Genomic DNA, 23,223 nt, shown 5'->3' on the forward strand with positions numbered 1-23,223 from the left:
TTCACCGCGGGAGGCGGTGGGTCGGTGAGTGCGTCAGCGGGTCAGGAGGCCGCCTGCGCCAGCGCGGACAGCGCGGCCTGGACCAGCACCCGCGAGCCGAACGGCAGGGCCCGCTCGTCGAGGTCGAAGGTCGGCTGGTGGATGTCGCGCTGCTTGCCGGTGCCCGACCACACCCCGAGCCGCGCCATGGCGCCCGCGGAGTGCTCCAGGTACCAGGCGAAGTCCTCGCCGCCGGAGGACTGCTCGGTGGAGGCGTCGGCGGCCTCGCCGCCGACGGTCACCGCGGCGTCGCGCAGCATCCCGGTGGACACCTCGTCGTTGACGACCGGCGGGACACCGCGGACGTGGTCGAGCACGTAGCCGACACCGGTGGGGGCGAGCACGGCCGCCACGAGCGCCCGCAGCTTCTCCTCGAGCTCGGTCCAGGTCGCGTGGTCGGCGGTGCGCAGGGTGCCGCGCAGCAGCCCGGACTGCGGGATCGCGTTCGCCGCGTCCCCGGCGTGCACCGCACCCCAGGTCAGGACGGTGCCCGAGCGCGGGTCGACGTGGCGGGTCAGCAGCAGCGGCACCTGGGTGGCCAGCAGCCCGAGCGCCTGCACGAGGTCAGCGGTCAGGTGCGGGCGCGAGGTGTGCCCGCCCGGTGAGGTCAGCCGGACCTCGATGAGGTCACAGGCCGAGGTGATCGGCCCGACCCGGGTGCCGAGCCGCCCGACCTCCAGGCGCGGGTCGCAGTGCAGCGCGAAGATCCGCTGCACGCCCTCCATCACGCCCTGGCCGACGGCGTCGAGCGCGCCGCCCGGCTGCACCTCCTCGGCCGGCTGGAACACCAGCCGGACCCGGCCGGGCAGCGACGGCGCGGACTGCAGCGCCAGTGCCGCGCCCAGCAGCATCGCGGTGTGCGCGTCGTGCCCGCAGGCGTGCATGACACCGGGCACCTCGGAGGCGAACGGGAGACCGGTCTGCTCCTGCAGCGGCAGCGCGTCCATGTCCGCGCGCAGGGCGACCAGCGGCTCGCCGTACCCCACCTCGCAGACGACGCCGGTGCCGTCGGCGAGGGTGCGCGGCTCCAGGCCCGCCCGCACCAGGGTCTCCGCGACCCGCGCGGTCGTGAGGTGCTCGCGACGGGCCAGCTCGGGCTGGGCGTGGATCGCGCGGCGCCAGCCCACGATCTCGCCCCTGTGCGCCCGCATCCACGACTCCAGCCAGGCCGGACCCGTGCCGACGCCGAGATCGTCGACCGCGAGATCGGTGATCTCCGGGAGCTCGGTGCGGGTCTGCAGCGCAGTCACCTTGTCCTCCTCGTACTGGCCTCCGGCCGGAACGGCCCGCCTGCCCGCGGTCGACGCGGACGGCGATCGGTCGTGTCCCACCACTCATGATGGTGCTCACCCGTCCGGCGGTGTTCCAGTCGAAATCGTCCGTTCACGCCTCCGCGCGGCAAGGGGTCGACGGGGTGCTGCCAGCGGGTTCACCTCCCCAGGTGAACGGGCGCGGGCGACCGCTCCTCCCGTCGGCGAACGGGCGTCCTCGCCGTTCACCGGCGGTTCGGGCGCCCGTCACGGGACGCGTGGCCGACGACGACACCGGACCGCGGCCGGAACGCCACCGGACCGTGACCGTCGGCACGCCCGGCCCGCCGTGGCCGCCGTCCGGACCGGCTGGCGCCGTCACCTACCGTCACTCCTGCGCACCGGCGGCGACGATCACGGGCGGAGGCGGTGTGCGGGGACGGGCCGCGCGGGCACGATGGAACAATCGGCGCCGTGTCCGTTCCCGAGGGCGAGGTCCAGCGCCGACAGTTCGCCGGGCGGTACCGCGTCGACGGTCCGCTCGGGAGCGGCGCGATGGGCACCGTCTGGTCGGGTTTCGACGAGGTCCTGCACCGCCGCGTCGCGCTCAAGGAGCTGAAGATCCCCGACGGCATCCCGGCCGGGGAGAAGCTGGAGCTGCGGGAACGCATCATGCGGGAGGCCCGGGCGCTGGCCGGGCTGTCGCACCCCAACGTCGTGACCGTCTTCGACGTGCTCGACTCCGGCGGCGACGAGCCGCTGGTGGTCATGGAGCTGGTGCCGTCGAAGAACCTGGCCGCGGCGATCACCGAGCTGGGCAGGCTCGACGCCGCGCAGGCCGGCGTCGTCGGGCACGGCACCGCGGCGGCGCTGCGGGCCGCGCACCGGGCCGGGATCACCCACCGCGACGTGAAGCCGGGCAACGTCCTGATCTCCGACGACGGCCGGATCAAGCTCACCGACTTCGGCATCGCCCGCAACGAGTCCGACGCGCCGATGACCTCCGCGGGCCTCGTGCTCGGCTCGCCCGCCTACATCGCCCCCGAGGTCGCCGCGGGCCAGCCGGTCACCCCGGCCGCGGACCTGTGGGGCCTCGGCGCGACGCTCTGGGCCGCCGTCGAGGGCCGCCCGCCCTACGACGTCGACGGCGACCCGGTCCGCACCATCACCGAGGTCGTCGACGGCCCCGTCCCCGTGCCGACGGTCACCGGCCCGGTCGCCGAGGTCATCGCCGGGCTGATGGTCAAGGAGCCCGCCGCCCGGATGCCGCTCGACGAGGTGCGGGCCCGGCTGCGCCCGCTGCTCGCCGACCCCGACGACCCGATCTTCCCCGGCTCGCCGGACGTGCCGACCGTCATGGCGCGGGTGCCGGCACCGCCCGGTGGGACCGCGGCCCCGCCGCGGGTGCCCGCACCGGCACCTCCCGGCCCGCTCGGGCCCACCGGCACCGGCACCTACGGCCGCTCCCCGGTCGCCGACCCCGTGCCCGCACCGGCACCGCCGCCGGCGGAGCGCCCGCGTCCGGCCCGGCCGTCGTCGCGGGGGGCCGCGCCCGCCCGCGTCGCGGCGACCGGCCCGACCACCGTGCTCGGTGCCGTCCCGCTGGTGCTCGGCGGCGCGCTGCTGGTGCTGCTCGGCGCACTCGCCGGGTTCACCGGGGTCCGCGCGCTGGCCGGCCAGGAACCGCTGTCGACGGTCACCGTCGCCACCGACCGGTCGCCGCGCACCACCTACCCGGACCCGCTCGGCTTCACCGTGCCGGTCCCCGACGGCTGGACGCAGTTCCGCTCACCCGCCCCGGACGGGTCGGTCGTCGTCCGCTTCGTCAGCCCGGACGGCCGTCAGGAGCTGTCGGTCCGCGCGGCCACCTCCGTGCAGGCCGTCACCGACGCGCTCACCCCCGAGGCGCTGGGCGTCGACCCGGTCGAGGCCGGGCCGGTCGAGCAGCTGCCCGACGGCTCCAGCCAGGTCGCGCTCACCACCGGCAGCGGCAGCGCGCAGCGCAGCACGCTCATGCGCATCGTCCCCGGCCGCGACCGGCAGGGCGGGGTCTGGGTCCTGCAGCTGACCTCCCCCGCCGGGCGCGCCGAGGACGCCGTCGCGGGCCTGTTCGACGCCGTCGCCTCGGGCTTCCGCGCCACCCCGGGCTGAGCCGGCCACGGCGCCGGCGCCCCCTAGGCTGGCGCCCATGGCCGACACCGCCGACCCCACCGCTCGCGCCCACGACGCCGCCGCCGAGCTCGCCCGCCGCACCGGCACCGACACCCACGACGTGGCGGTGGTCCTGGGCTCCGGCTGGCGCCCGGCCGCCGACGTGCTCGGCACCCCCGACGCCGAGGTCCCGATGGCCGAGCTGCCCGGCTTCGTCGCGCCGTCCGCGGTCGGCCACGGCGGCACCGCCCGCTCGCTGCGCATCGGTGACACCCGGGTGCTGGTCCTGCTCGGGCGCACCCACCTCTACGAGGGCCACGGGATGGACCCGGTCGTGCACGGCGTCCGCACCGCCGCGGCGGCCGGTGTCCGCACGGTCGTGCTGACCAACGCGGCGGGCGGCATCACCGAGGGCCTGTCGGTCGGGCAGCCGGTGCTGATCGCCGACCACCTCAACCTCCTCGCCCGCTCGCCGCTGCAGGGCGCGCACTTCGTCGACCTCACCGACGCCTACTCCCCCCGGCTGCGCGCCGCCGCCCGCGAGCTGGACCCGTCGCTGGTCGAGGGCGTCTACGCCGGGCTGCCCGGCCCGCACTTCGAGACCCCGGCCGAGATCCGGATGCTGCGCACGCTGGGCGCGGACCTGGTCGGCATGTCCACCGTCGCCGAGACGATCGCCGCCCGCGCCGCTGGGCTGGAGGTCGCCGGGATCTCGCTGGTCACCAACCTGGCCGCGGGCCTGTCCGGGCAGCCGCTGAACCACCAGGAGGTCCTCGACGCCGGCGCCGCCGCGGCGACCCGGATGGGCTCGCTGCTGCGCGCCCTCGTCGGCCGCGTCTGATGGTGCTCCCGGGACCGCTGCGCGACGCGGCGCTGCGCTGGATCGCCGACGACCCCGACCCGGCCACCCGCACGGAGCTGCAGCGGATCCTGGCCACCGCGATGGCCGGGGGCGACGGCGCCGGGGAGGCAGCCGAGGACCTGGCCGACCGGCTGTCCGGGCCGCTGCGCTTCGGCACCGCCGGGCTGCGCGGGCCGGTGCGGGCCGGGCCGTCGGGGATGAACGTCGCCGTCGTGACCCGGGCGACCGCAGGGCTGGCCGCCCACCTGGCCCGGACCGCGGGCACCGGCCGGGTCGTCGTCGGCCGGGACGCCCGGCACGGGTCCGCCGCGTTCGCCGAGGCCACCGCCCGCGTGCTGACCGGCACCGGGTTCACCGTGACCCTGCTGGACGGCCCCGTCCCCACCCCGCTGGTGGCGTTCGCGGTGCGGCACCTCGGCGCGGTCGCCGGGATCGCCGTGACCGCCTCGCACAACCCGCCCGCGGACAACGGCTACAAGGTCTACCTCGCCGACGGCGCGCAGCTCGTGGGCCCCGACGACACCGCCATCGAGGAGGCGATCACCGCCGCACCGCCAGCGGTGTCGGTCCCGCTCGGTCCGCTGCCGGACCCGGCGGAGGTCACCGGCGCCTACCTCGACCGGATCGCGACGCTGCCGGCGAACACCGGGGCTCCCGCGCCGCGCATCGCGCTCACCCCGATGCACGGGGTCGGCGGCGCGACCGCGGTCGCCGCGCTCGCCAGGGCCGGGGTGCACGACGTCGCCGTCGTCGCGAGCCAGGCCGTGCCCGACCCCGACTTCCCGACGGTCGCCTTCCCGAACCCGGAGGAGCCCGGCGCCACCGACGCGCTGCTCGCGCTGGCCGCCGAGAACGGCGCGGACCTCGCCGTCGCGCTGGACCCGGATGCGGACCGGTGCGCGCTCGGCGTCGCGTTCCCCGACGGCTGGCGGATGCTGTCCGGCGACGAGACCGGTGTGCTGCTCGGCGACCACCTTGCTGCGGACCGGGACCGCGCCGGACCCGCTGGTCGCGACGACCGTGGTGTCGTCGTCGATGCTCGCCCGCATCGCCCGGGCCCGCGGGGCCCGGTTCGCCGAGACCCTCACCGGCTTCAAGTGGATCGTGCGGGCCGGTGACGGGCTGGTCTTCGGCTACGAGGAGGCGATCGGGCTCTGCGTCGACCCCGACGGCGTCCGGGACAAGGACGGCGTCTCCGCCGCCGTCGTCGCCGCGGACCTGGTGCGCGGGCTCGCCGCGGCCGGGTCGTCGGTGCCACGGCGGCTCGACGAGCTGGCCGCGGAGTTCGGCGTGCACGCCACCCGGGGCGTCTCGATCCGGATGGCCCCCGCCGAGCGCGACGCCGCCGTCGCCCGGCTGCGCGCCGCGCCCCCGGCCGGCTGGGAGGCCGACCGCCCGGCCCCCGACGTGCTGCGGCTGCGCCGTCCCGGGACCCGGGTGGTGATCCGCCCGTCGGGGACCGAGCCGAAGCTCAAGGCCTACCTGGAGGTCGCCCTGGACCCCACCGGCGACGTGGCCGCCGTGCCGGCGTCGCGGGCCGTCGCCGCAGAGCGCCTGGACACGGTGCGCGCCGAGGTCGACGGGATGCTCGCCGGATGAGCGCCCGCCTGCTCCTGGTCCACCACACCCCGTCCCCCGCGACCGCGGAGCTGCTCGCCGAGGTCCGCGCGGGGGCGGCCGACCCGGACATCACCGGGGTCGAGGTCGTCGCGCGCGCCGCCCTGGCCGCGACGGCGAGCGACCTGCTCGCCGCCGACGCCGTCGTCCTCGGGACGCCGGCGAACATCGGCTACATGTCCGGCGCGCTCAAGCACTTCCTCGACCAGGTCTTCTACGTCTGCGCCGACGACACCCGCGGCCTGCCCTACGGGCTGTGGGTGCACGGCGGCTCGGACACCTCCGGTGCGACCCGCTCGGTGACGACGATCGCCGAGGCGATGGGCTGGACCGCCGCGGCCGCGCCGGTCGAGGTCGCCGGCCCCGCGGACGCCGCCGCCCGGGCCGCGTGCCGCGAGCTGGGCGCCGTCGTGGCCGCGACCGTCATGCCGGAGGACTGACCCCGGTCACCGGCGCCCGGTGGCGGGCCGGACCCCGAGGTGCGCCTCGATCCGGTCGGCCCACATCGACGCGATCGTGCGGTAGGCGTCCGGTCCGGCGTGCAGGCCGTCCGCGGTCCGCCCGGCGGGGAACAGGGCGGCGGTGTCCACGAACTCCACCGAGTGGCCCGCCGCCCGGTGCGACGCGGCGACGCGGGGCAGGTACTCGGCCAGCCGCGCCCGCTCGGCCCGCTGCTTCGGCAGCGGTGCCCACACCCCGGCCATGATCACGTGGGTGTGCGGTGCAGCCGCGAACACGCGGTCCAGCAGCCGGTCCAGGCTCGCCGCCGTCGCCCGTGCGCCGGCCCCCTGCAGCAGGTCGTTGGTGCCGGCGTGCAGCAGCACGACGTCCGGCTGCGCGGCCAGCACCCAGCCACCCCTCATCGGCACCATCCGGGCCGCCGTCCAGCCGGAGCGGCCCTCGTGGTCGGTGTCGGGCAGCGCGTCCGGGCCGGAGCTGCGGGAGCCGACGTAGTCGACGCGGACGCCGTCGGCAGCGAGGCGCTGCCACAGCGGGAGGCGGTAGCCGGCCGTCGCCGGGCTCCCCACCCCGACCGTCGACGACGCGCCCAGCGGCATCACCCGCACCACCCCGGGATCGTCGACGGCGGCGGGCACCCCGACGTCCTCCGGCCGGTCGGCCGCGGGCAGCGCGGACAGCACGACCGCCACCACCGCCGCCACGACCCCGGTGAGGACGCGCCGGGAGGGCCTCACGGCCGGCTCAGACCGCGCCGAACTGGCGGTCCCCGGCGTCGCCGAGGCCGGGGACGATGAACGCGGAGTCGTTGAGCCGTTCGTCGATGCTGGCGGTCACCATCCGGACCGGCAGCCCGGACGCGCGCAGCCGTTCCACCCCCTCCGGCGCGGACAGCGCGCAGAGGATCGTCACGTCGTCGGCGCCGCGGCGGGTCAGGAGCTCGACGGTGTGCACCATCGAACCGCCGGTGGCCAGCATCGGGTCGAGCACGAACACCGGCCGGCCGACGAGGCTGTCGGGGAGCGACTCCATGTAGGGCACCGGCTGGTGGGTCGTCTCGTCGCGGGCCATGCCGACGAAGCCCATCTGCGAGTCCGGGATCAGGTTCAGCGCGGCCTCGGCCATCCCCAGCCCGGCCCGCAGCACCGGGACCAGCACCGGCGGGACGGCGAGCCGGTGGCCGACCGTCCGCGAGACCGGGGTGTGGATCCGGTCCTCGGTGAGCGGCGCCGCGCGGGTGGCCTCGTAGACCAGCATCAGGGTGAGCTCGCGCAACGCCGCCCGGAAGGTGGCGTTGTCGGTGCGGGCGTCCCGCATGGTGCTGAGCCGGGCCCGCACGAGCGGGTGGTCGACGACGATCGTGTCCACGGGCGCACAGCCTACGGCGGTCCGGCCCCCGGGAGATCCCCCGTGCGGAGGCGCCCGGCCCACCGATCCGGTGCCGTCACCCGCGGCGGGCGGACCCCGCCGGCCGGGACGCGCCGCGCATCCTGCGACGATGCCGGCCCGTGACCGGAAGGACACCGGGACGTCATCCACGAACGTTGACACTGGTTCGTGTCACGGTTCACGAAGCGTGAGAAGCAGCCGCTCGCCGACGAGTGACGCCGGAACCGGCCGGATGCACCCCCTCGTCCTGCTGGGTGAGGCCGGGGACACCCTCGCAGACCTTGCGTGACAGCCGATCTCCGCACCGACCCGTGATCACCAACGGTGTCCGGTCGAGCACGTCTCGTTCCCCGGATCGCGTGACCGACCGCGAGGAGTGCCACGATCAGCACACGCGGTCGCCGATCTCGCGATTCACCTGACCCGAACGGGTGGTATGGCCGAAACGGTGTCACATCGAGGGCACCGCCGACGCTGTACTAGACAACAAGGAGGTGATCCGATGCCGGAGAACACGACTTCCGAGGAGCAGACGTTGATCGCTGCTGCCGAGAAGCTCACGCAGTGCGACGGATACGTCGTTCTGGCGGTGGACCCGCAGACCGGGGAGGTGGACGCACACGGCCCGTTCGACGGGATGACGGCGACCATCAAGGCCGATCAGCTGCGCCGCGACTTCGACCGGGGTGGACTCGAGGACGTGTCCATCGGAGTGGTCCGACTGCACTCCCAGGCCTGACCCCGCAGGACCGTGATCCGCCGGGCCGGCGACACCCGAGGTGGTGGGACCGGCCGGCGGAAGGACGCGACGATAGGCTCGCCCCGTGGCAAGCGACATCGTCCCGATCCGGCTCGCTCTCACCCGGGGCGACGTGGTCACCCTGTGGGCTCCCCCCTGGCGCGAGGACGGCGAGGAGTGGGAAGCCTTCCTCGGCGACGACGAGCACGTGTTCGTCTTCGACGAGGTGGCCGGTCTCGCCGCGTTCGTCCGGACCGCGCCCGAGCACGACCTGGTCGACCACCCCGCGTGGTCCGCGGTCCCCGGTCTCGCGGTCGCCGAGCTGACCCCCGACGCCGTGCACCGGTACGGCCTGGTGGGTCTGCCGGAGCTGGCCGCCGCCGACCCCGACGCGGCGACCGTGCAGGAGCTGCACGAGACCGTCTCGATCGTCCGATCGCTGGCCGACGTCTGCGACCTCACCGACGTGATCGCCGCGCTCGACGGCGAGCCCACGTTCGCGCTCCTGCGCGAGGGCGAGCCGGCCTTCGCCGGCCGTGACGGGGCCCGGCGCTGGACCGCGCTGTCCGAGGCGATCGCGACGCACTGGGACGGGATCGTGGACGCCGTCGACGACCTCGTCGCCACTCCGGAGATCGACGCCGGCGCGCTGGACAAGGCGCGGGCCGAGGAGCAGGAGCTCCGCGACCGCCTCGCCGAGCAGCCCCTCGACGACGACGAGGCCCTCGAGGCCGCCGCGCTCGCCGCGGGCACCGACGACGCCGACGCCGCCGAGGACGAGCCGACCGGCTTCTGGGCCGAGGTCGGCATCGACCCGATCCGCATCGAGATCGGCGACCGCTCCGTGGTCAGCCTGCGCTGCTACCTCGACGACAAGCCGGTCTTCCTCGGCTCCGACGGCCGGATCGACGTGTTCGACTCCGAGCGCGCGCTGTTCCGGGCGCTGGCCGACCGGGAGCACCCCGCCGTCGCCGGGACCGACCTGACCGCGGCCGTCACCTTCGCCGAGGTGCTCGACGCGGCCGCCGTCGGCGAGCTCGACGGCGGCGTCGAGGACATGAACACCTACGTGCTGACCGGGATCGGCCAGGACCTCGCCGACGGCGTGCTCGACCTCGACCCGGTCCAGCTCGACCTGGCCTCGGAGCTGCTGACCGACGTCGGCGAGTGGGCCGGGGACCCCGAGCCCGCCGAGGCCCTCGCCGAGTCCAGCAGCCTCGGCTGGCTCGTGTCGTTCGTCGTGCGGCCGGACCCGACCCGGATGGCACCCAGCCCGCCGTTCACCCAGGAGGCGCAGGCCTGGGGCGAGCTCGTCGCCGGGCTCGAGGCCCGGCTGCGGGAGCACTAACGGGACAGGGCGTCGTACCCGGGCTTGATGACGTCCTCGATCAGCGCCAGCCGCTCGTCGAAGCCGATGAACGCCGACTTCATCGCGTTGACGGTGAACCAGCGCAGGGTGTCCCAGCCGTAGCCGAAGGTCTCGGCCAGGTCGTACATCTCGCTGGTCATCGTGCAGCCCGACATCAGCCGGTTGTCGGTGTTGACCGTGACCCGGAACCGCAGCGCGGTGAGCAGCCCGATCGGGTGCTCGGCCAGCGACGTCGCGGCCCCGGTGTGGACGTTCGACGTCGGGCACATCTCCAGCGGGATCCGGCTGTCGCGGACCCAGGCGGCCAGCCGGCCCAGGCGCGGCGGCTCGCCCTCGCGGACCTCGATGTCGTCGACGATCCGCACGCCGTGGCCGAGGCGGTCGGCGCCGCACCACTGGATCGCCTCCCAGATCGACGGCAGCCCGAACGCCTCCCCGGCGTGGATGGTCACGTGCGCGTTCTGCTGGCGGACGTACTCGAAGGCGTCGAGGTGGCGGGTGGGCGGGAAGCCCTTCTCGGCTCCGGCGATGTCGAAGCCGACGACGCCGGCGTCGCGGTGCCGCACCGCCAGCTCGGCGATCTCCCGCGACCGCGCGGCGTGCCGCATCGCGGTGAGCAGGGTGCCGATCCGGATGGTGTTGCCGGCCGCCGCGGCGCGGGCGGTGCCGATCCGGAACCCGTCGAGGACGGCGGCGATGACGGTGTCGAGGTCCAGGCCGCCCTCGACGTGCAGCTCGGGGGCGAAGCGGACCTCGGCGTAGACGACGCCGTCGGCGGCCAGGTCCTCGGCGGCCTCGGCCGCCACCCGGGTCAGTGCCTCGCGGGTCTGGAGCACCGCGACGGTGTGCCCGAAGGTCTCGAGGTAGCGGACCAGCGAGCCGGAGTGGGCGGCGCCGAGGAACCAGGCCGCGAGCTCACCGGGGTCGGTGGTGGGGAGCTTGTCGTAGCCGTACTCGCGGGCCAGGTCGATGACGGTCCCGACGCGCAGGCCGCCGTCGAGATGGTCGTGCAGGAGCACCTTGGGAGCGCGGCGGACGGTGTCGGGGGTGACCGGGGCGGGACCGGTGGGATCTGCCACTCGCGCACCGTACCGAGCGGCGTGGCGCGCGACGACCGGCGCCCGGACCTGCCATGATCGGCACTCGATCCGGGCGCGGAGACATGCCCCGGACGGCTCAACACAACACCGTCCGTCGACCCTCGTCCGGCGGTCGCTACCCTCTGGGCACTCCCCACTTGGCTCAGAGGAAGCGCAGCAGGTGCCATGAGCGACACTTCGAACCTCTCGTTCGACCGGATGCGCGGCATGCTCATGCGGGCGGCCGAGATCCGTGACAGCGAACAGCAGCAGATCTTCGACTCCCTCGACGAGATCCACGCCCGGCTGGCGGCCCTGGACGCCATCGGCACCGTGCGCAAGAAACTCACCGAGCTCCCCGACCGGACCGAGCTGAACGTCCTGGCCGAGCGCCTCGACGAGACGGTCTCCAAGCTCGACAACACCGAGATCGTGCTCGGCGCGATCACCCGGGCCATCGAGTCCCTGCCGGACAAGCTGGCCAAGCCGATCGCCCAGCTCGACGGGCGGCTGGACGGCATGGGTGGGCGCCTCGAGGGCGTCTCGGGCCGGATGGACGGCCTGGACGACCGCCTGGGCGGCCTGCACAAGCGCCTCGACGACCTCGACAACCGGCTCGACCGGCACGAGATGCGGCTCGACGCGATGCCCAACGCCGTCGCCTCCCCGATCAAGGAGCGCATCGACGGCGTCGAGCGTCAGGTGCGCGAGCAGCTCGACGCGGCCGTGCACTCCTTCGAGGAGACCGGCGAGGGCCTGCGCAACCTGCTGGGCGACACCTCGGTGGGCCTGCACCGCCGCCTGGAGGACCTGGCCCAGCGCCCGGCCGTCGACCCGACCCCCGCGTTCGACGCCCTCACCGAGCGGCTGGAGGCCCTCTCCGCCCGTCTGGAGGAGGTCGGCACGCGGCTCGACTCGGTCGAGTCCGGGCTGGACGGCAAGCTGACCGACCTGGACGGGTCGGTCAAGGAGCGGGTCGGCAAGCTCGGCGGGTCCCTCAAGGACCGCCTGGGTGAGCTCGACGGCTCGGTCACCGAGCGGCTGACGTCGCTGTCGGAGGCCGTGGACGGCCGGTTCGACGCGCTCGGCGAGAGCGTCGACGGGAAGCTCGACAAGCTCACCGGCGACGTCGACACCCGCCTCGACAAGCTGACCGGGGAGGTCGACACCCGCCTGGAGAAGCTGACGGGCGACGTCTCCACGCTCTCCGCCGGCGTCGACGACCGGCTGGCCGGCATCGACACGGTGCTGCGCGACCGGCCGGACACCGGCGCGGTCACCGACCTGGTCACCAAGGCCAACGCCGAGTCCGAGCGCCGCAACGCCAGCCAGCTCGACGAGGCCATGGCGACCTTCGCGGAGCTGATCATGGGCCGGGGTGGGCAGTACGCCCAGCAGGCCCCGCCGCCCCCGCCCCGCCCGGCCCAGCGCCGTGGGCGGGCGAAGGTCGCGGTGAAGAGCCAGAACGGTGCCTCCGCCGCCGACCTGGTCGGCGACGACCCGGACGACTGAGCCCGCGCGCCGTCCGCGCGCACGACGACCACGGCGACGCCGCGTCCCGCTCCGGGGCGCGGCGTCGCTGCGTCCGGCCCCGGCATCCCCGCCGGGCTCTTCTCTGTCCCCCGGCCTCGATCTCGGCCCCGCCCGGCACCCGGCCCCGCGCCACGGCCGTCGGCGCACCGGAGGGATGCGGCGGGGGACGTACTGGAAAGGACGCGCCGGGGACATGCCCGGGACACGCGCGCCGGGGACGACGGCGCGCCGGGGAACGGGGTGCCGCCCCCGGGTCAGCGGCGGGCGAAGCGCCGGAAGACCGCGTCCAGTTCCCGGACCCTCAGCACCCGCATCGCGACCACGGCCAGCGGCAGGGCGATCAGCGTGCCCCCGACCAGCAGCGTCCAGGCCCGGGCGACGTCCGGCCAGTCCGCGAGCGCCGGGTCCACGAGCCGGGTGATCCCCCAGGCGACGACGGCCGCGGCGGCCGAGGCGAGGGCCACCCTCGCCAGGCAGGCGAGCACCTCGCCGGAGCGGGCCCGGCCGAGGCGACGACGCAGCAGCCACTGCCCGAGCACGGCGCCGCCGACGAACGAGAGCCCGTTCGCCGCAGCGAGGCCGAGCACGACCTGCTCCGGCGGGAGCAGCAGCGGGCACGCCAGCAGCAGCGGGATCTTGACCCCGACCATGCCGACCTGGATCAGGGTCGGGGTGCGGGAGTCGGTCATCGCGTAGAACACGCGCATCTGCAGCATGGTGACGGCGTAGGGCAGGAGCCCGAACGCCGACCATGCGACGGCCTGGCCGAGGCGCTCGGCCCCGGCCCCGCGGCCCGCGCCGACGGAGAACAGCGCGGTACCCAGGGCCGGGCCGAACGCCGTCATGACGGCCGCGATCGGCACGAGCCCGACGGTGGACAGGCGGGCGCCGAGCGAGAGATCGGTGACGACCTGGCCGACGTCGCCCTTCGCCGCAGCCCGGCTCATCCGCGGCATGAGCGCGGTCAGCAGCGACACGCCGAGCACGCCGTAGGGGACCTGGAGCAGCAGCCAGGCCGTGGTGTACGTGGTGACCGAGCCCGCGTCGGCTGACGTCGCGACCCGGGTGGTCACGATGTAGCCGGCCTGCCCGACCAGCACGTAGGCGACGATCCACAGGGCCATCCCGCCGGCCAGCGACAACCGTGGGTCCCAGCCCCACACCGGGCGGTAGCGGAACCCGATGCTGCGCATGAAGGGGATCAGCACCAGCGCCTGCACGACGATGCCGAGCGTCGTCCCGATGCCCAGCACCAGCAGCTTCGGGTCGCCCATCCGGACCGGGTCGACCGAGATCTCCCCCGGCACGAGGACGTAGACCACGAGCACGCCCAGCATGACGACGTTGTTGAGCACCGGCGCCCAGGCGAACGGCCCGAACACCTGTTTCGAGTTGAGGACCGCGCCGAGCAGCGCACCGATGCCGTAGAAGAAGATCTGCGGCAGCAACAGCCAGGCGAACGCGGTCGCCAGTGCGGGGTTGGCCTTACCGCTGGTGTCGGATCCGACGTACAACGCGGTGAGCAGGGGCGCGGCGAGCATCGCGAGCAGCGTCGCGACCAGCAGCGCCGCCCCGACCACGGTGAGCAGCCGCCGGGTGAACCGTTCGCCGCCGTCGGCGTCCTCGGACTGGGCGCGGACCAGCACCGGGATCATCACGCTGGTCAGGACCCCACCGAGCAGCAGCTCGTAGACGATGTTCGGCAGCGTGTTCGAGACCGTGTAGGAGTCGGTGACGACCGCGAAGCCCAGCACCGCGACCAGCGCGAGGTTCCGGACGAAGCCGGTGATCCTGCTGACCAGGCTCGCGATCGCGATCATGCCGGAGGAGCGGACGAGCGACCCGGTGCGCTCCGCGCCGCCGGACGGCGTCGAGGCGGCGGAGCCGTTCGCGGGTGTCGACGGGACCGGTGTCCCGCCCCCGGGAGCGTCCCCGGCCGACGCGGTGCCGTTCGACGACGTTCCCGGGCCCACGGCGGCGCCGTTCGGGGGCACCGGGGGCCGGCCACCCGTCGGCCCGGCGGGGGAGCTCGGGTCGGCCACCGGTCCCAGTGGGGTCGTCGGCTCCCCCGGGTCGGGGACCCGGCCGGATCCGAGCGGACGGGTCACCTCGGCGGCGCCCTCCGGAGGCGTCCGCGGGGTCCGTCGGGGGTCCGCGCCCATCACCGGTCGGGGCAGCGGCTCGTGCCGTACCACCGCGGGGTGGGGCGCCCGCTCCGCCGCTCGTCGATCCTCACGCATCGTGGTCCATCGTGCCGGATCGGAATCGTCGTGCCGACGCCCGCCCGGTCCCGTGCCGTCCTGTGCCGTCCCGTGCCGTCCTGTGCCGTCCCGTCCTGGGCCGTCGTGTGCCGTGCTGGGCCGTCACCCACCGGTGGGCGCACCCGCCCGGCGGCACGGCGCAGCCGCGGGCGTGTCGCGGCCCACGCGAGGCCGGCCGGAGGCGGGCCGGGGCAGCACCGTGCGTCGCCGCGACGCAGGATGGCCCGGTGACCACTCCCGCACCCGCCGCCCCCGTCCGTGTCGAGCGCGACGGCGACGTCGCCGTCGTCGTCCTCGACCGTCCGCCGCTCAACCTGTTCGACGAGTCCGTCTTCGCCGGGTTCGAGCGGGCCGTGGCCGAGCTGGTCACGCTCACCGCGCCCGGCCGCGCCGACCGCGCCCGCGCCGTGCTCCTGGAGGCCCGCGGCCGCGTGGTGTCGGCCGGGGTGCAGGTGGAGGCGTTCCGCGACATCGCCGAGGGCCCCGACCCGGTCGGGGAGGGCACCGCGCTGTGGGCCCGGCTGATCCGGCTCGCCCAGACCCTGGAGGACCTGCCCGTACCGACGGTGTTCGCCGCGCACGGCCTGACCCTGACCGCCGCCTTCGAGCTGGCCCTGGCCTGCGACCTGATCGTCGCCGCCGAGCAGGCGTCGTTCGGGCTGGTCGAGATCGTCGTCGGGCTCACGCCCTCGATGGGCGGCCCGCAGCGGCTCGCCGAGCGCGCCGGCCCGACCCGGGCGAAGGAGCTGGTGTTCGGCGGTGAGCGGTATCCGGCCGCCCGACTGAAGCAGTGGGGCGTGGTCAACCGGGTGCTGCCCGACGAGGGGTTCGCCGAGGCCGCCCGGGAGTACGCGCGTCGTCTCGCCGCGGGCCCGACGGTCGCGCACGCCGCCACCAAGCAGCTCGTGTCGACCGCGGTGCGCGACGGCGTCCGCGCCGCCGACGCGGTGCTGCCCCAGGTCTCCGGGCCGCTGTTCGCGAGCGAGGACCTGCGCGGTGCGGTGGCCTCGTTCCTCGCCGACGGTCCCGGACGGGCGACCTACCGGGGTCGGTGACGTCCGCCCGGGGAGACCCGGCCGCCGTCCGGGGACCGCACGACGCCCGGTCGGGCGGGTCAGCCGCCCCGGCGGACGTCCAGCACCAGGTCCCGCTCCGGCGGCGGGTCCGCGGTGATCAGCAGCGCCGCGCCGGCGAGCAGCCGCCGGGCCGCCGGGAGCCGGTCGGCGTCGTCGGTGTGCAGCTCGGCCAGCGGTGTCCCGGCGCGGACCTCGTCGCCCGGGCCGACCAGCATCCGGACCCCGGCCCCGGCCTGCACCGGGTCCTCCTTGCGGGCGCGCCCGGCCCCGAGCTTCCAGGCCGCGGTGCCCACGGCGAGCGCGTCGGCACCGGCGAAGGTGCCGGACCGCTCGGCGACGACCGTCTCGACGTGCGCGGCCACCGGCAGCGGCGCGGACGGGTCCCCGCCCTGCGCGGCGATCATCCGCTCCCACACGTCGTGCGCGGCGCCCGAGGCGAGCACCGCGGCCGGGTCCGCGTCGGGCAGACCGGCGAGGGCGAGCATCTCGGTGGCCAGCGCGACGGTGAGCGACACGAGGTCGGCAGGCCCCCCGCCACGCAGCACCTCGACCGACTCGGCGACCTCCAGGGCGTTGCCCACGCAGCGGCCCAGCGGACGGGACATGTCGGTGAGCAGCGCGGTGGTCGGCAGGCCGTGGGCGGCGCCGATCGCGGTCATCGTGTCGGCGAGCTCCCCGGCGCGCGGCAGGGTCTTCATGAACGCCCCGGACCCGACCTTCACGTCGAGGACCAGCCCGCCGGTGCCCTCGGCGAGCTTCTTGCTCATGATCGAGCTGGCGATCAGCGGGACGGACTCGACGGTGCCGGTGACGTCGCGCAGCGCGTAGAGCCGCCGGTCGGCGGGGGCGAGCGTCGGCGTCGTCGCGCAGACGACCGCGCCGACCTCGCGCAGCTGCGCGGTGATCTCGTCGGTGGTCAGCGAGGCACGCCAGCCGGGGATGGCCTCCAGCTTGTCCAGGGTGCCGCCGGTGTGGCCGAGCCCGCGCCCGGACAGCTGCGGGACCGCGGCCCCGCAGGCCGCGACGAGCGACGCCAGCGGCAGCGTGATCTTGTCGCCGACGCCACCGGTGGAGTGCTTGTCGACCAGCGGGCGTCCGACGTCGCCGAAGTCGAGGACCTCACCGGAGTCGATCATCGCCTGGGTCCAGTGCGCGATCTCGCCGGGCTCCATGCCGTTGAGCAGGATCGCCATGGCCAGCGCGGCCATCTGCTCGTCGGCGACCTCACCGCGGGTGTAGGCGTCGACCACCCAGTCGATCTGGGCCTTCGACAGCGTGCGGCAGTCGCGCTTGGCGGCGATGACCTCGACCGCGGAGAAGCTCACGGCAGGTCCTCCGGGCCGAACGCGTCGGGCAGCACCTCGGTGAACGGCAGCACCCCGCGCGGGGTGTCGCAGAGCAGGGTGGCGCCGCCGAACTCGTGGAGCACCTGTCGGCAGCGGCCGCACGGCATGAGCAGGTCGCCGTCGCCGGAGCGGCAGGCGACCGCGAGCAGCCGTCCGCCGCCGGACAGGCGCAGCTGCCCGGCGAGGGTCACCTCGGCGCAGACGCCGAGGCCGTAGGAGGCGTTCTCGACGTTGCAGCCGGTGACCACCCGCCCGTCGTCGACGAGCGCGGCCGCGCCGACGTGCAGCCGGGAGTAGGGCGCGTAGGCCCAGGCCGCGGCCTGCACCGCGGCGGCCCGCAGGGCGTCCCAGTCCGGGACGGGCGCGTCGGGCCGCATCATGTCCGCGCCCGCTCCGGACGGTCCCCCACCTGCCATCTAGCGTCCTTCCCCGCGCCGGTACGGCTCGCCGAGCCGGGCCGGTGGCCGTAGTCGTTGCGAGGCCGCCGCGAGCACGATCAGCGTCACCAGCTGCGGGGCGTAGGAGGCGAACTCGCTCGGCACGGTGTCGACCGACCAGTAGATCGCGTACACCAGCAGCCCCGCGACGAGCGCGACGGCGGCGGCGGTCCACATCCGGCGGATCGCCCACAGCACCGCGACGACGACCGCGACCAGCGTCGCGCCGTAGAGCAGCGCGTGCACCGCCCCGCCCCCGGCACGCAGCTGCAGGCCGTCGACGTAGCCGAACAGCGCCGAGCCGACGAGCAGCCCGGCCGGCCGCCAGTTGCCGAAGATCATCGCGGCGAGACCGATGTACCCGCGGCCGCCGACCTGGTTCTCCAGGTAGCCGAGCTGGCCGGGGTTGAGCACCAGCGCCGCGCCACCGAGACCGGCGAGCGCGCCGGAGATCGTGACGGCGACGTATTTGTGCAGCACGACGTTCACACCGAGCGACTCCGCGGCCACCGGCGACTCGCCCGCACTGCGCAGCCGCAGCCCGAACGCCGTCCGCCACAGCACGAGGTAGCTCACCGGGACCAGCGCGACGCCGATGATCAGGATCGGCGTCAGGCCGGTGACCAGCCCGGACAGCAGCCCGGCGAGGTCGGAGACGAACACCCGTTGCTGGGCCTGCAGCGCCGCGAGGCCGTCGGAGACCCCGGGGATCGAGAACTCGGTGAACCCCTGCAGCCGCGGGGACTGGCGCGGGTTCTGCGAGACCGGCGTGAACACCAGCGTGGCCAGGTACTTCGTCAGGCCCGTCCCGAGCAGGGTGATCGCGACGCCGGAGACGATGTGGTTGACGTTGAACGTCACCGTCGCGACGGCGTGCAGCAGCCCGCCGAGCGCGCCGAACACCAGCCCGCCGAGCATCGCCGCCCACGGGCCCCACTGGTAGCCGGCCCAGGCCGCGCCCCAGGTGCCGAGCACCATCATGCCCTCGAGGCCGATGTTGATGATCCCGGCGCGTTCGGCCCAGAGGCCGCCCAGGCCGGCGAGCAGGATCGGCAGCCCGAGCCGGACCGCGGCGGACGCGGTGCCGCCGGAGGTCAGCTGGGTCTGGCCGGTCAGCGTCACCGTGATCGCGAGGACCGCGACGAGCGCGGCCGCGATCAGCGCCGACCGGGCCCAGCCGGGCAGGGTCCGCGCACGTTCTCCGACCGCGGTCACGACGACACCTCCGCGGGTTGCGGTGCGGGAGCCGCGGCGGCGACCCGCCGTTGCTCGGCCCGCCGCTCGACCCGGCGGACGATCTCGTAGGCGACGACCACCGACAGCACGATCAGGCCCTGCATGATCAGCACGATCTCCCGCGGGATGCCGACGACGTCGAGCGCCACCGCGGACTTGTCCAGGAACGCCCACAGCAGTGCGCCCAGCGCGATGCCGACGGGGTGGTTGCGTCCCAGCAGCGCGATCGCGATGCCGGTGAAGCCGTAGCCCTGCGGCGAGGACAGCGTGTAGGCGTGGTCGCGCCCGAGCAGCTCGGGCAGCCCGACCAGCCCGGCGACGGCGCCGGAGAGCAGCAGCGCGACGACGATCGTGCGGCGCGCGTTCACCCCGCCGGTCGCGGCGGCCGTCGCCGACTCGCCCGAGGCGCGCAGCTCGAAGCCGAACCGGGTGCGCCCGAGCAGGAACCAGTAGCCCACGCCCAGCGCGGCGGCGACGAACACCATCCCGAAGATCTCGCCGTTGCCGACCCCGATGCCGGGGAACCAGCCCGACTCCGGGATCGGCGGGGTGGTGATGTTGTTGCCCCGCAGCTCGCCGAAGGTCTCGGCGCGGATCAGGTAGGCGATCAGCCCGGTGGCGATCGCGTTCAGCATGATCGTCGAGATGACCTCGGAGACCCCGCGGTAGGCCTTCAGCAGCGCCGGGATCGCGACCCAGGCCGCACCGGTCAGCAGCGCCACCACCATGATCAGCACGGTGTGCAGGACCGGCGGGAGCGCCACCGTCCCGCCGACGATCGCGGCGACGCAGGCGGCGACCCGGAACTGGCCCTCCACACCGATGTTGAACAGCCGCATCTGGAAGCCGATCGCGACGGCCAGCGCGGCGAGGTAGTAGACGGCGGCGGCGTTCACGGTGTCCACGACGACCGTGCCCGACCCGACCTGCCCGAGGATGGTGGTGACCGCCGTCCACGGCGACGCCCCGCTGATCACCAGCGCGACCCCGCACAGCAGGGCGGCGACCGCGATCGCCAGTACGGGCGCGACGACGGCGCCCCGCAGCCGGCTCACGTGGCTGCTCCGGTCATCTTGGTACCCAGCTCCTCGGGGGTCACGGTCGCGGGATCGGCGGTGCCGACCAGCCGCCCGCCGGAGATGACGGCGAGGGTGTCGGACAGGCCGATCAGCTCGTCCAGGTCGGCCGAGACCAGTAGCACCGCGAGCCCGGCGGCCCTGGCCCGACGCAGCTCGGCCCAGATCCCGGCCTGTGCACCCACGTCGACGCCCCGGGTCGGGTGGGCCGCGATGAGCAGCACCGGGTCACCGGACAGCTCCCGTCCGACGACGAGCTTCTGCTGGTTGCCGCCGGACAGCGCGGCGGCCATGACGTCGATGCCGGGGGTGCGGACGTCGAAGTCGCGCACGATCCGCTCGGTGTCGGTGCGCGCGGCGGCGGTGTCCAGCAGCCCGCGCCGAGCGATCGGCGGCCGGGACTGGAACCCGAGGATCCGGTTCGCCCACAGCGGCTGCTCGCCGAGCAGGGCGTGGCGCGACCGGTCCTCGGGGACGTAGCCGATGCCGGCCTCGCGGCGGGACATCGTCGACGCCGTCGAGATGTCGGTGCCGTTGAGCAGCACCCGGCCACGGGCGTGCCTGCGCATGCCCATGACCGTCTCGACGAGCTCGGTCTGGCCGTTGCCCTCGACGCCGGCGATGCCCAGCACCTCACCGGCGTGCACGACGAGGTCGACGCCGTCGAGCAGGTCGCGGCCGCCGTCCGGGCTCGGCAGCCCCAGCCCCTCGACGCGCAGCACCTCCCGGTCGGTCACGGTCGAGTCGCGGGTCTCCGGCGAGGGCAGCTCCGAGCCGACCATCATTTCCGCCAGCTCGCGGTTGGTGACGGTCCGCGGGTCCGCGGTGCCCACCGTGCGGCCGCGCCGGATCACGGTGATCCGGTCGGCGACCGCGCGGACCTCGTCGAGCTTGTGCGAGATGAACAGGAACGTGTAGCCGTCGCCCTGCATCGCGCGCACGGTCGCGAACAGCTCGTCGACCTCCTGCGGGACCAGCACCGCGGTCGGCTCGTCGAGGATCACCGTGCGGGCACCGCGGTAGAGCACCTTGAGGATCTCGATGCGCTGGCGGTCTGCGACGCCCAGGTGCTCGACGAGCGCGTCCTGCCGGGCGGCGAGCCCGACGGTCGCGGACAGCTCGGCGATCCGCGCGCGGGCCGCCTTCCCGATGCCGTGCAGGCGCTCGGCACCGAGCAGCACGTTCTCGGCGACCGTCAGGTTGTCGGCCAGCATGAAGTGCTGGTGGACCATCCCGATCCCCGCGGCGATGGCGTCGGCGGGGCTGCGGAAGTGCGTGTCCGTCCCGTCGACGACGATCGTGCCCTCGTCGGGCGTCTGCATCCCGTAGAGGATCTTCATCAGGGTCGACTTGCCGGCCCCGTTCTCGCCGCAGAGGGCGTGGACCTCACCGTGGATGACGGTGAGGTCCACGCCGTCGTTCGCGACGACGCCGGGGAACCGCTTGGTGATCCCGCGCAGTTCGACCGCGTGGCGCTCCTCGGTCACTTCGTGGACTTGACGTCGATCTGTCCGGCGATGATCGCGGCCTTGTACGCCTCGAGCTGCGGGACGATGTCGTCGACCTGACCACCGGAGGTGGAGTAGCCGACACCGTTGTTGGCGAGGTCGAACCGCGCCGGGAGCTGGGCGACGGTGTTGCCCGCGACCGCGTTGACGTAGTCGTAGACCGCCACGTCGACCCGCTTGATCATCGACGTCATGATCGTGTCGCGGACCTGGGTCAGCTGCGGCGAGTTGTACTGGTCGGAGTCGACGCCGATCGCCTTCTTCTGCGCGGTCTGCGCGGCGGCGAAGACACCCTGGTTCGACTGGCCCGCCGCGGCGAAGGAGATGTCGGCACCGCCGTCGTACTGGCCGGAGGCGATCTCGGTGGCGCGGGTGGCGTCGTTGAAGCCGGTGAAGTCACCCGCCGGGGAGATGTAGGCCGACTCGACGTCGATGCTCGGCGCGACGGCCTTGGCGCCCTGCGCGTAGCCCACGTCGAACTTCTGGATCAGCGGGTTGTCGACGCCCCCGATGAACCCGACCTTGCAGGTCGAGGTCTTCAGCGCGGCCGCGGCGCCGACCAGGAACGAACCCTGCTCCTCGGCGAAGACCAGCGGCTTGACGTTCGGCAGCTCCACCGTGTCGTCGTCGACGATGGCGAACTGGACGTCCGGGAACTCGGTCGCGACGGTCTTCACACCGGTGGCGTAGTTGAAGCCGACCGCGATGATCGGGTTGAACCCGCTCTGGGCGAGCTGGCGCAGCCGGTTGGTGCCGGCGTCCTCGCTCTCGCCCGCCTGGGCGGTCGCCTCGCGCGTGTTGGCCTTCTGCAGCCCCAGCTCGGCGACGGCGCGGTCGAGCCCGGCGGCAGCAGCGTCGTTGAACGAGGCGTCGCCGCGGCCGCCGATGTCGTAGGCGAGCCCGACCTTCAGCCGGCTCGCGTCCGCCTTCGGGGCCTCCGGCGCCGGCTGGGCCGCCGCGGCCGGGACCGACGGCGGCGCGACGCGCTCGCACTCCCCGGCCTGGGCCCCGCCGCCCCCGCCGGTGTCGCGCGCGCAGCCCGCGAGCGTGAGTGCCGCCGCGGCCACGAGCGCGATCGCGGTCGCGTACCGGCCCCTGCCTCCGATGCGCTGGTTGATCCGCACGAGGTGTCCTCCCCCTCCGGCGCCACCGGTCGGCGGCGCGTGTCCGGACGGGACCGTAACTGCTGGACAACGGTTTCGGCAGAACTCGAAACACGGCCGTGACGCGGAATCGTCGAGCGGTTGACGGACGGTACCGTCCGCGCACCCGGACGATCTTGTACCGGGAGGTGACCGCTGTCGTCGAGGAGGACCGATGGATCGCGCGGAACGTACGGTGCAGGCGCCGCCGGAGCGGGTGTGGGAGCTGGTCTCCGACATCACCCGGGCGGGTGAGTGGAGCCCGGAGGCCACCGGGGGGCGGTGGCGGGGCGACGCGACCGGGCCCGCGGTGGGCGCGCGGTTCACCGGCGGCAACCGGCACGGCCGGATCCGCTGGTCGACGCACTGCCGGGTCACCGAGTGCGAGCCGCCGCACCGGTTCACCTTCGTCGTGACCGAGTCGCGGACGGCCTGGGGCTGGATCCTGGAGCCTGCGGGCGACGGGGCGACGACCGTCGTCGCCTGGCGGGAGAAGGTCGGCGAGGCGGCGCTGCCGGTGCGGCTGCTGCAGCGCAGCGGGATCCTGGGCCGGGACCGCGAGACCCTGATGCGCGACGGGCTGGAGCGCAGCCTGGACCGGGTCAAGGAGATCGTCGAGCAGTGACCGCTGGCCACTGAGCACTGGGCTGGGCA

18 protein-coding genes and 2 pseudogenes are annotated in these 23,223 nt (G+C 74.8%); 9 read left to right on the forward strand and 11 right to left on the reverse strand.

Annotated elements, in window-relative coordinates; all coding sequences use genetic code 11:
* Positions 1 to 41 precede the first annotated feature (41 nt).
* Entirely contained in the window at positions 42 to 1,289 is a 1,248-nt protein-coding gene (locus tag KPL59_RS09765; protein WP_226360619.1) for an amidohydrolase, read from the reverse strand.
* A gap of 474 nt (positions 1,290 to 1,763) precedes the next feature.
* Here KPL59_RS09765 and KPL59_RS09770 point away from each other — a divergent pair, with 474 nt between their 5' ends.
* The 4 genes and pseudogenes from KPL59_RS09770 (at position 1,764) to KPL59_RS09785 (ending at position 6,359) form a co-directional block, all read left to right on the forward strand.
* Positions 1,764 to 3,440: a serine/threonine-protein kinase gene (locus KPL59_RS09770; protein WP_226360620.1), complete on the forward strand. Its 1,677-nt coding sequence runs from the start codon at positions 1,764 to 1,766 to the stop codon at positions 3,438 to 3,440.
* A gap of 37 nt (positions 3,441 to 3,477) precedes the next feature.
* Complete coding sequence (locus KPL59_RS09775; RefSeq protein WP_226360621.1) at positions 3,478 to 4,281, forward strand: purine-nucleoside phosphorylase; 804 nt, start codon at positions 3,478 to 3,480, stop codon at positions 4,279 to 4,281.
* Positions 4,281 to 5,901, forward strand: a pseudogene (locus KPL59_RS09780) (phospho-sugar mutase). The gene KPL59_RS09775 and the pseudogene KPL59_RS09780 overlap by 1 nt, the downstream one beginning before the upstream one ends.
* The gene (locus KPL59_RS09785; RefSeq protein ID WP_226360622.1) at positions 5,898 to 6,359 is read left to right on the forward strand and encodes a flavodoxin family protein; all 462 of its coding nucleotides are present in this window, start codon (positions 5,898 to 5,900) and stop codon (positions 6,357 to 6,359) included. The pseudogene KPL59_RS09780 and the gene KPL59_RS09785 overlap by 4 nt, the downstream one beginning before the upstream one ends.
* Before the next feature lie 6 nt (positions 6,360 to 6,365).
* Here the strand turns inward: KPL59_RS09785 and KPL59_RS09790 are convergent, their stop codons facing one another.
* Positions 6,366 to 7,115, reverse strand: a complete 750-nt coding sequence (locus KPL59_RS09790; protein ID WP_226360623.1) for a GDSL-type esterase/lipase family protein — start codon at positions 7,113 to 7,115, stop codon at positions 6,366 to 6,368.
* A 7-nt stretch (positions 7,116 to 7,122) separates the two neighbouring features.
* On the reverse strand, positions 7,123 to 7,746 hold the full coding sequence (upp, locus tag KPL59_RS09795) for a uracil phosphoribosyltransferase (RefSeq protein ID WP_020625437.1): 624 nt from the start codon (positions 7,744 to 7,746) through the stop codon (positions 7,123 to 7,125).
* Positions 7,747 to 8,269: 523 nt separating this feature from the next.
* On the opposite strand from upp, the gene KPL59_RS09800 reads away from it, so the two are divergent.
* Both KPL59_RS09800 and KPL59_RS09805 read left to right on the forward strand, forming a co-directional pair.
* Positions 8,270 to 8,506, forward strand: a complete 237-nt coding sequence (locus KPL59_RS09800) for a hypothetical protein (RefSeq protein WP_010230125.1) — start codon at positions 8,270 to 8,272, stop codon at positions 8,504 to 8,506.
* Positions 8,507 to 8,591: 85 nt separating this feature from the next.
* A complete protein-coding gene (locus tag KPL59_RS09805; protein ID WP_226360624.1) occupies positions 8,592 to 9,854 on the forward strand; it encodes a primosomal protein in 1,263 nt (420 codons plus the stop codon).
* On the opposite strand, the gene KPL59_RS09810 is transcribed toward KPL59_RS09805, so the two are convergent.
* On the reverse strand, positions 9,851 to 10,954 hold the full coding sequence (locus tag KPL59_RS09810; RefSeq protein ID WP_020625439.1) for an adenosine deaminase: 1,104 nt from the start codon (positions 10,952 to 10,954) through the stop codon (positions 9,851 to 9,853). The genes KPL59_RS09805 and KPL59_RS09810 overlap by 4 nt on opposite strands.
* 186 nt (positions 10,955 to 11,140) lie before the next feature.
* Here KPL59_RS09810 and KPL59_RS09815 point away from each other — a divergent pair, with 186 nt between their 5' ends.
* A complete protein-coding gene (locus KPL59_RS09815; protein WP_075310268.1) occupies positions 11,141 to 12,466 on the forward strand; it encodes a hypothetical protein in 1,326 nt (441 codons plus the stop codon).
* Positions 12,467 to 12,741: 275 nt separating this feature from the next.
* On the opposite strand, the gene murJ is transcribed toward KPL59_RS09815, so the two are convergent.
* On the reverse strand, positions 12,742 to 14,727 hold the full coding sequence (gene murJ, locus KPL59_RS09820; protein WP_226360625.1) for a murein biosynthesis integral membrane protein MurJ: 1,986 nt from the start codon (positions 14,725 to 14,727) through the stop codon (positions 12,742 to 12,744).
* A gap of 248 nt (positions 14,728 to 14,975) precedes the next feature.
* On the opposite strand from murJ, the gene KPL59_RS09825 reads away from it, so the two are divergent.
* Complete coding sequence (locus KPL59_RS09825) at positions 14,976 to 15,803, forward strand: enoyl-CoA hydratase/isomerase family protein (protein WP_226353063.1); 828 nt, start codon at positions 14,976 to 14,978, stop codon at positions 15,801 to 15,803.
* A 59-nt stretch (positions 15,804 to 15,862) separates the two neighbouring features.
* On the opposite strand, the gene KPL59_RS09830 is transcribed toward KPL59_RS09825, so the two are convergent.
* The 6 genes and pseudogenes from KPL59_RS09830 to KPL59_RS09855 form a co-directional block, all read right to left on the reverse strand.
* Positions 15,863 to 17,149, reverse strand: coding sequence for a thymidine phosphorylase (locus KPL59_RS09830; protein WP_226353064.1), 1,287 nt, complete (start codon positions 17,147 to 17,149; stop codon positions 15,863 to 15,865).
* Positions 17,146 to 17,547 (reverse strand): cytidine deaminase, encoded by a 402-nt coding sequence (locus KPL59_RS09835; RefSeq protein WP_060714343.1) that lies wholly within the window; start codon positions 17,545 to 17,547, stop codon positions 17,146 to 17,148. Before KPL59_RS09835 ends, KPL59_RS09830 begins: the two co-directional genes overlap by 4 nt.
* 39 nt (positions 17,548 to 17,586) lie before the next feature.
* Positions 17,587 to 18,822, reverse strand: a complete 1,236-nt coding sequence (locus KPL59_RS09840) for an ABC transporter permease (RefSeq protein ID WP_226360626.1) — start codon at positions 18,820 to 18,822, stop codon at positions 17,587 to 17,589.
* Positions 18,819 to 19,898, reverse strand: coding sequence for an ABC transporter permease (locus KPL59_RS09845; protein ID WP_226360627.1), 1,080 nt, complete (start codon positions 19,896 to 19,898; stop codon positions 18,819 to 18,821). The genes KPL59_RS09840 and KPL59_RS09845 overlap by 4 nt, the downstream gene beginning before the upstream one ends.
* A pseudogene (locus KPL59_RS09850) lies at positions 19,895 to 21,491 on the reverse strand (ABC transporter ATP-binding protein). Before KPL59_RS09850 ends, KPL59_RS09845 begins: the two are co-directional and overlap by 4 nt.
* The gene (locus KPL59_RS09855; RefSeq protein WP_226360628.1) at positions 21,403 to 22,551 is read right to left on the reverse strand and encodes a BMP family protein; all 1,149 of its coding nucleotides are present in this window, start codon (positions 22,549 to 22,551) and stop codon (positions 21,403 to 21,405) included. Before KPL59_RS09855 ends, KPL59_RS09850 begins: the two are co-directional and overlap by 89 nt.
* Before the next feature lie 193 nt (positions 22,552 to 22,744).
* Here KPL59_RS09855 and KPL59_RS09860 point away from each other — a divergent pair, with 193 nt between their 5' ends.
* On the forward strand, positions 22,745 to 23,194 hold the full coding sequence (locus tag KPL59_RS09860; protein ID WP_075333876.1) for an SRPBCC family protein: 450 nt from the start codon (positions 22,745 to 22,747) through the stop codon (positions 23,192 to 23,194).
* Positions 23,195 to 23,223: the final 29 nt, after the last annotated feature.

This window comes from Pseudonocardia sp. ICBG1142, assembly GCF_020496255.1.
In the GTDB taxonomy this organism is placed as follows: domain Bacteria; phylum Actinomycetota; class Actinomycetes; order Mycobacteriales; family Pseudonocardiaceae; genus Pseudonocardia.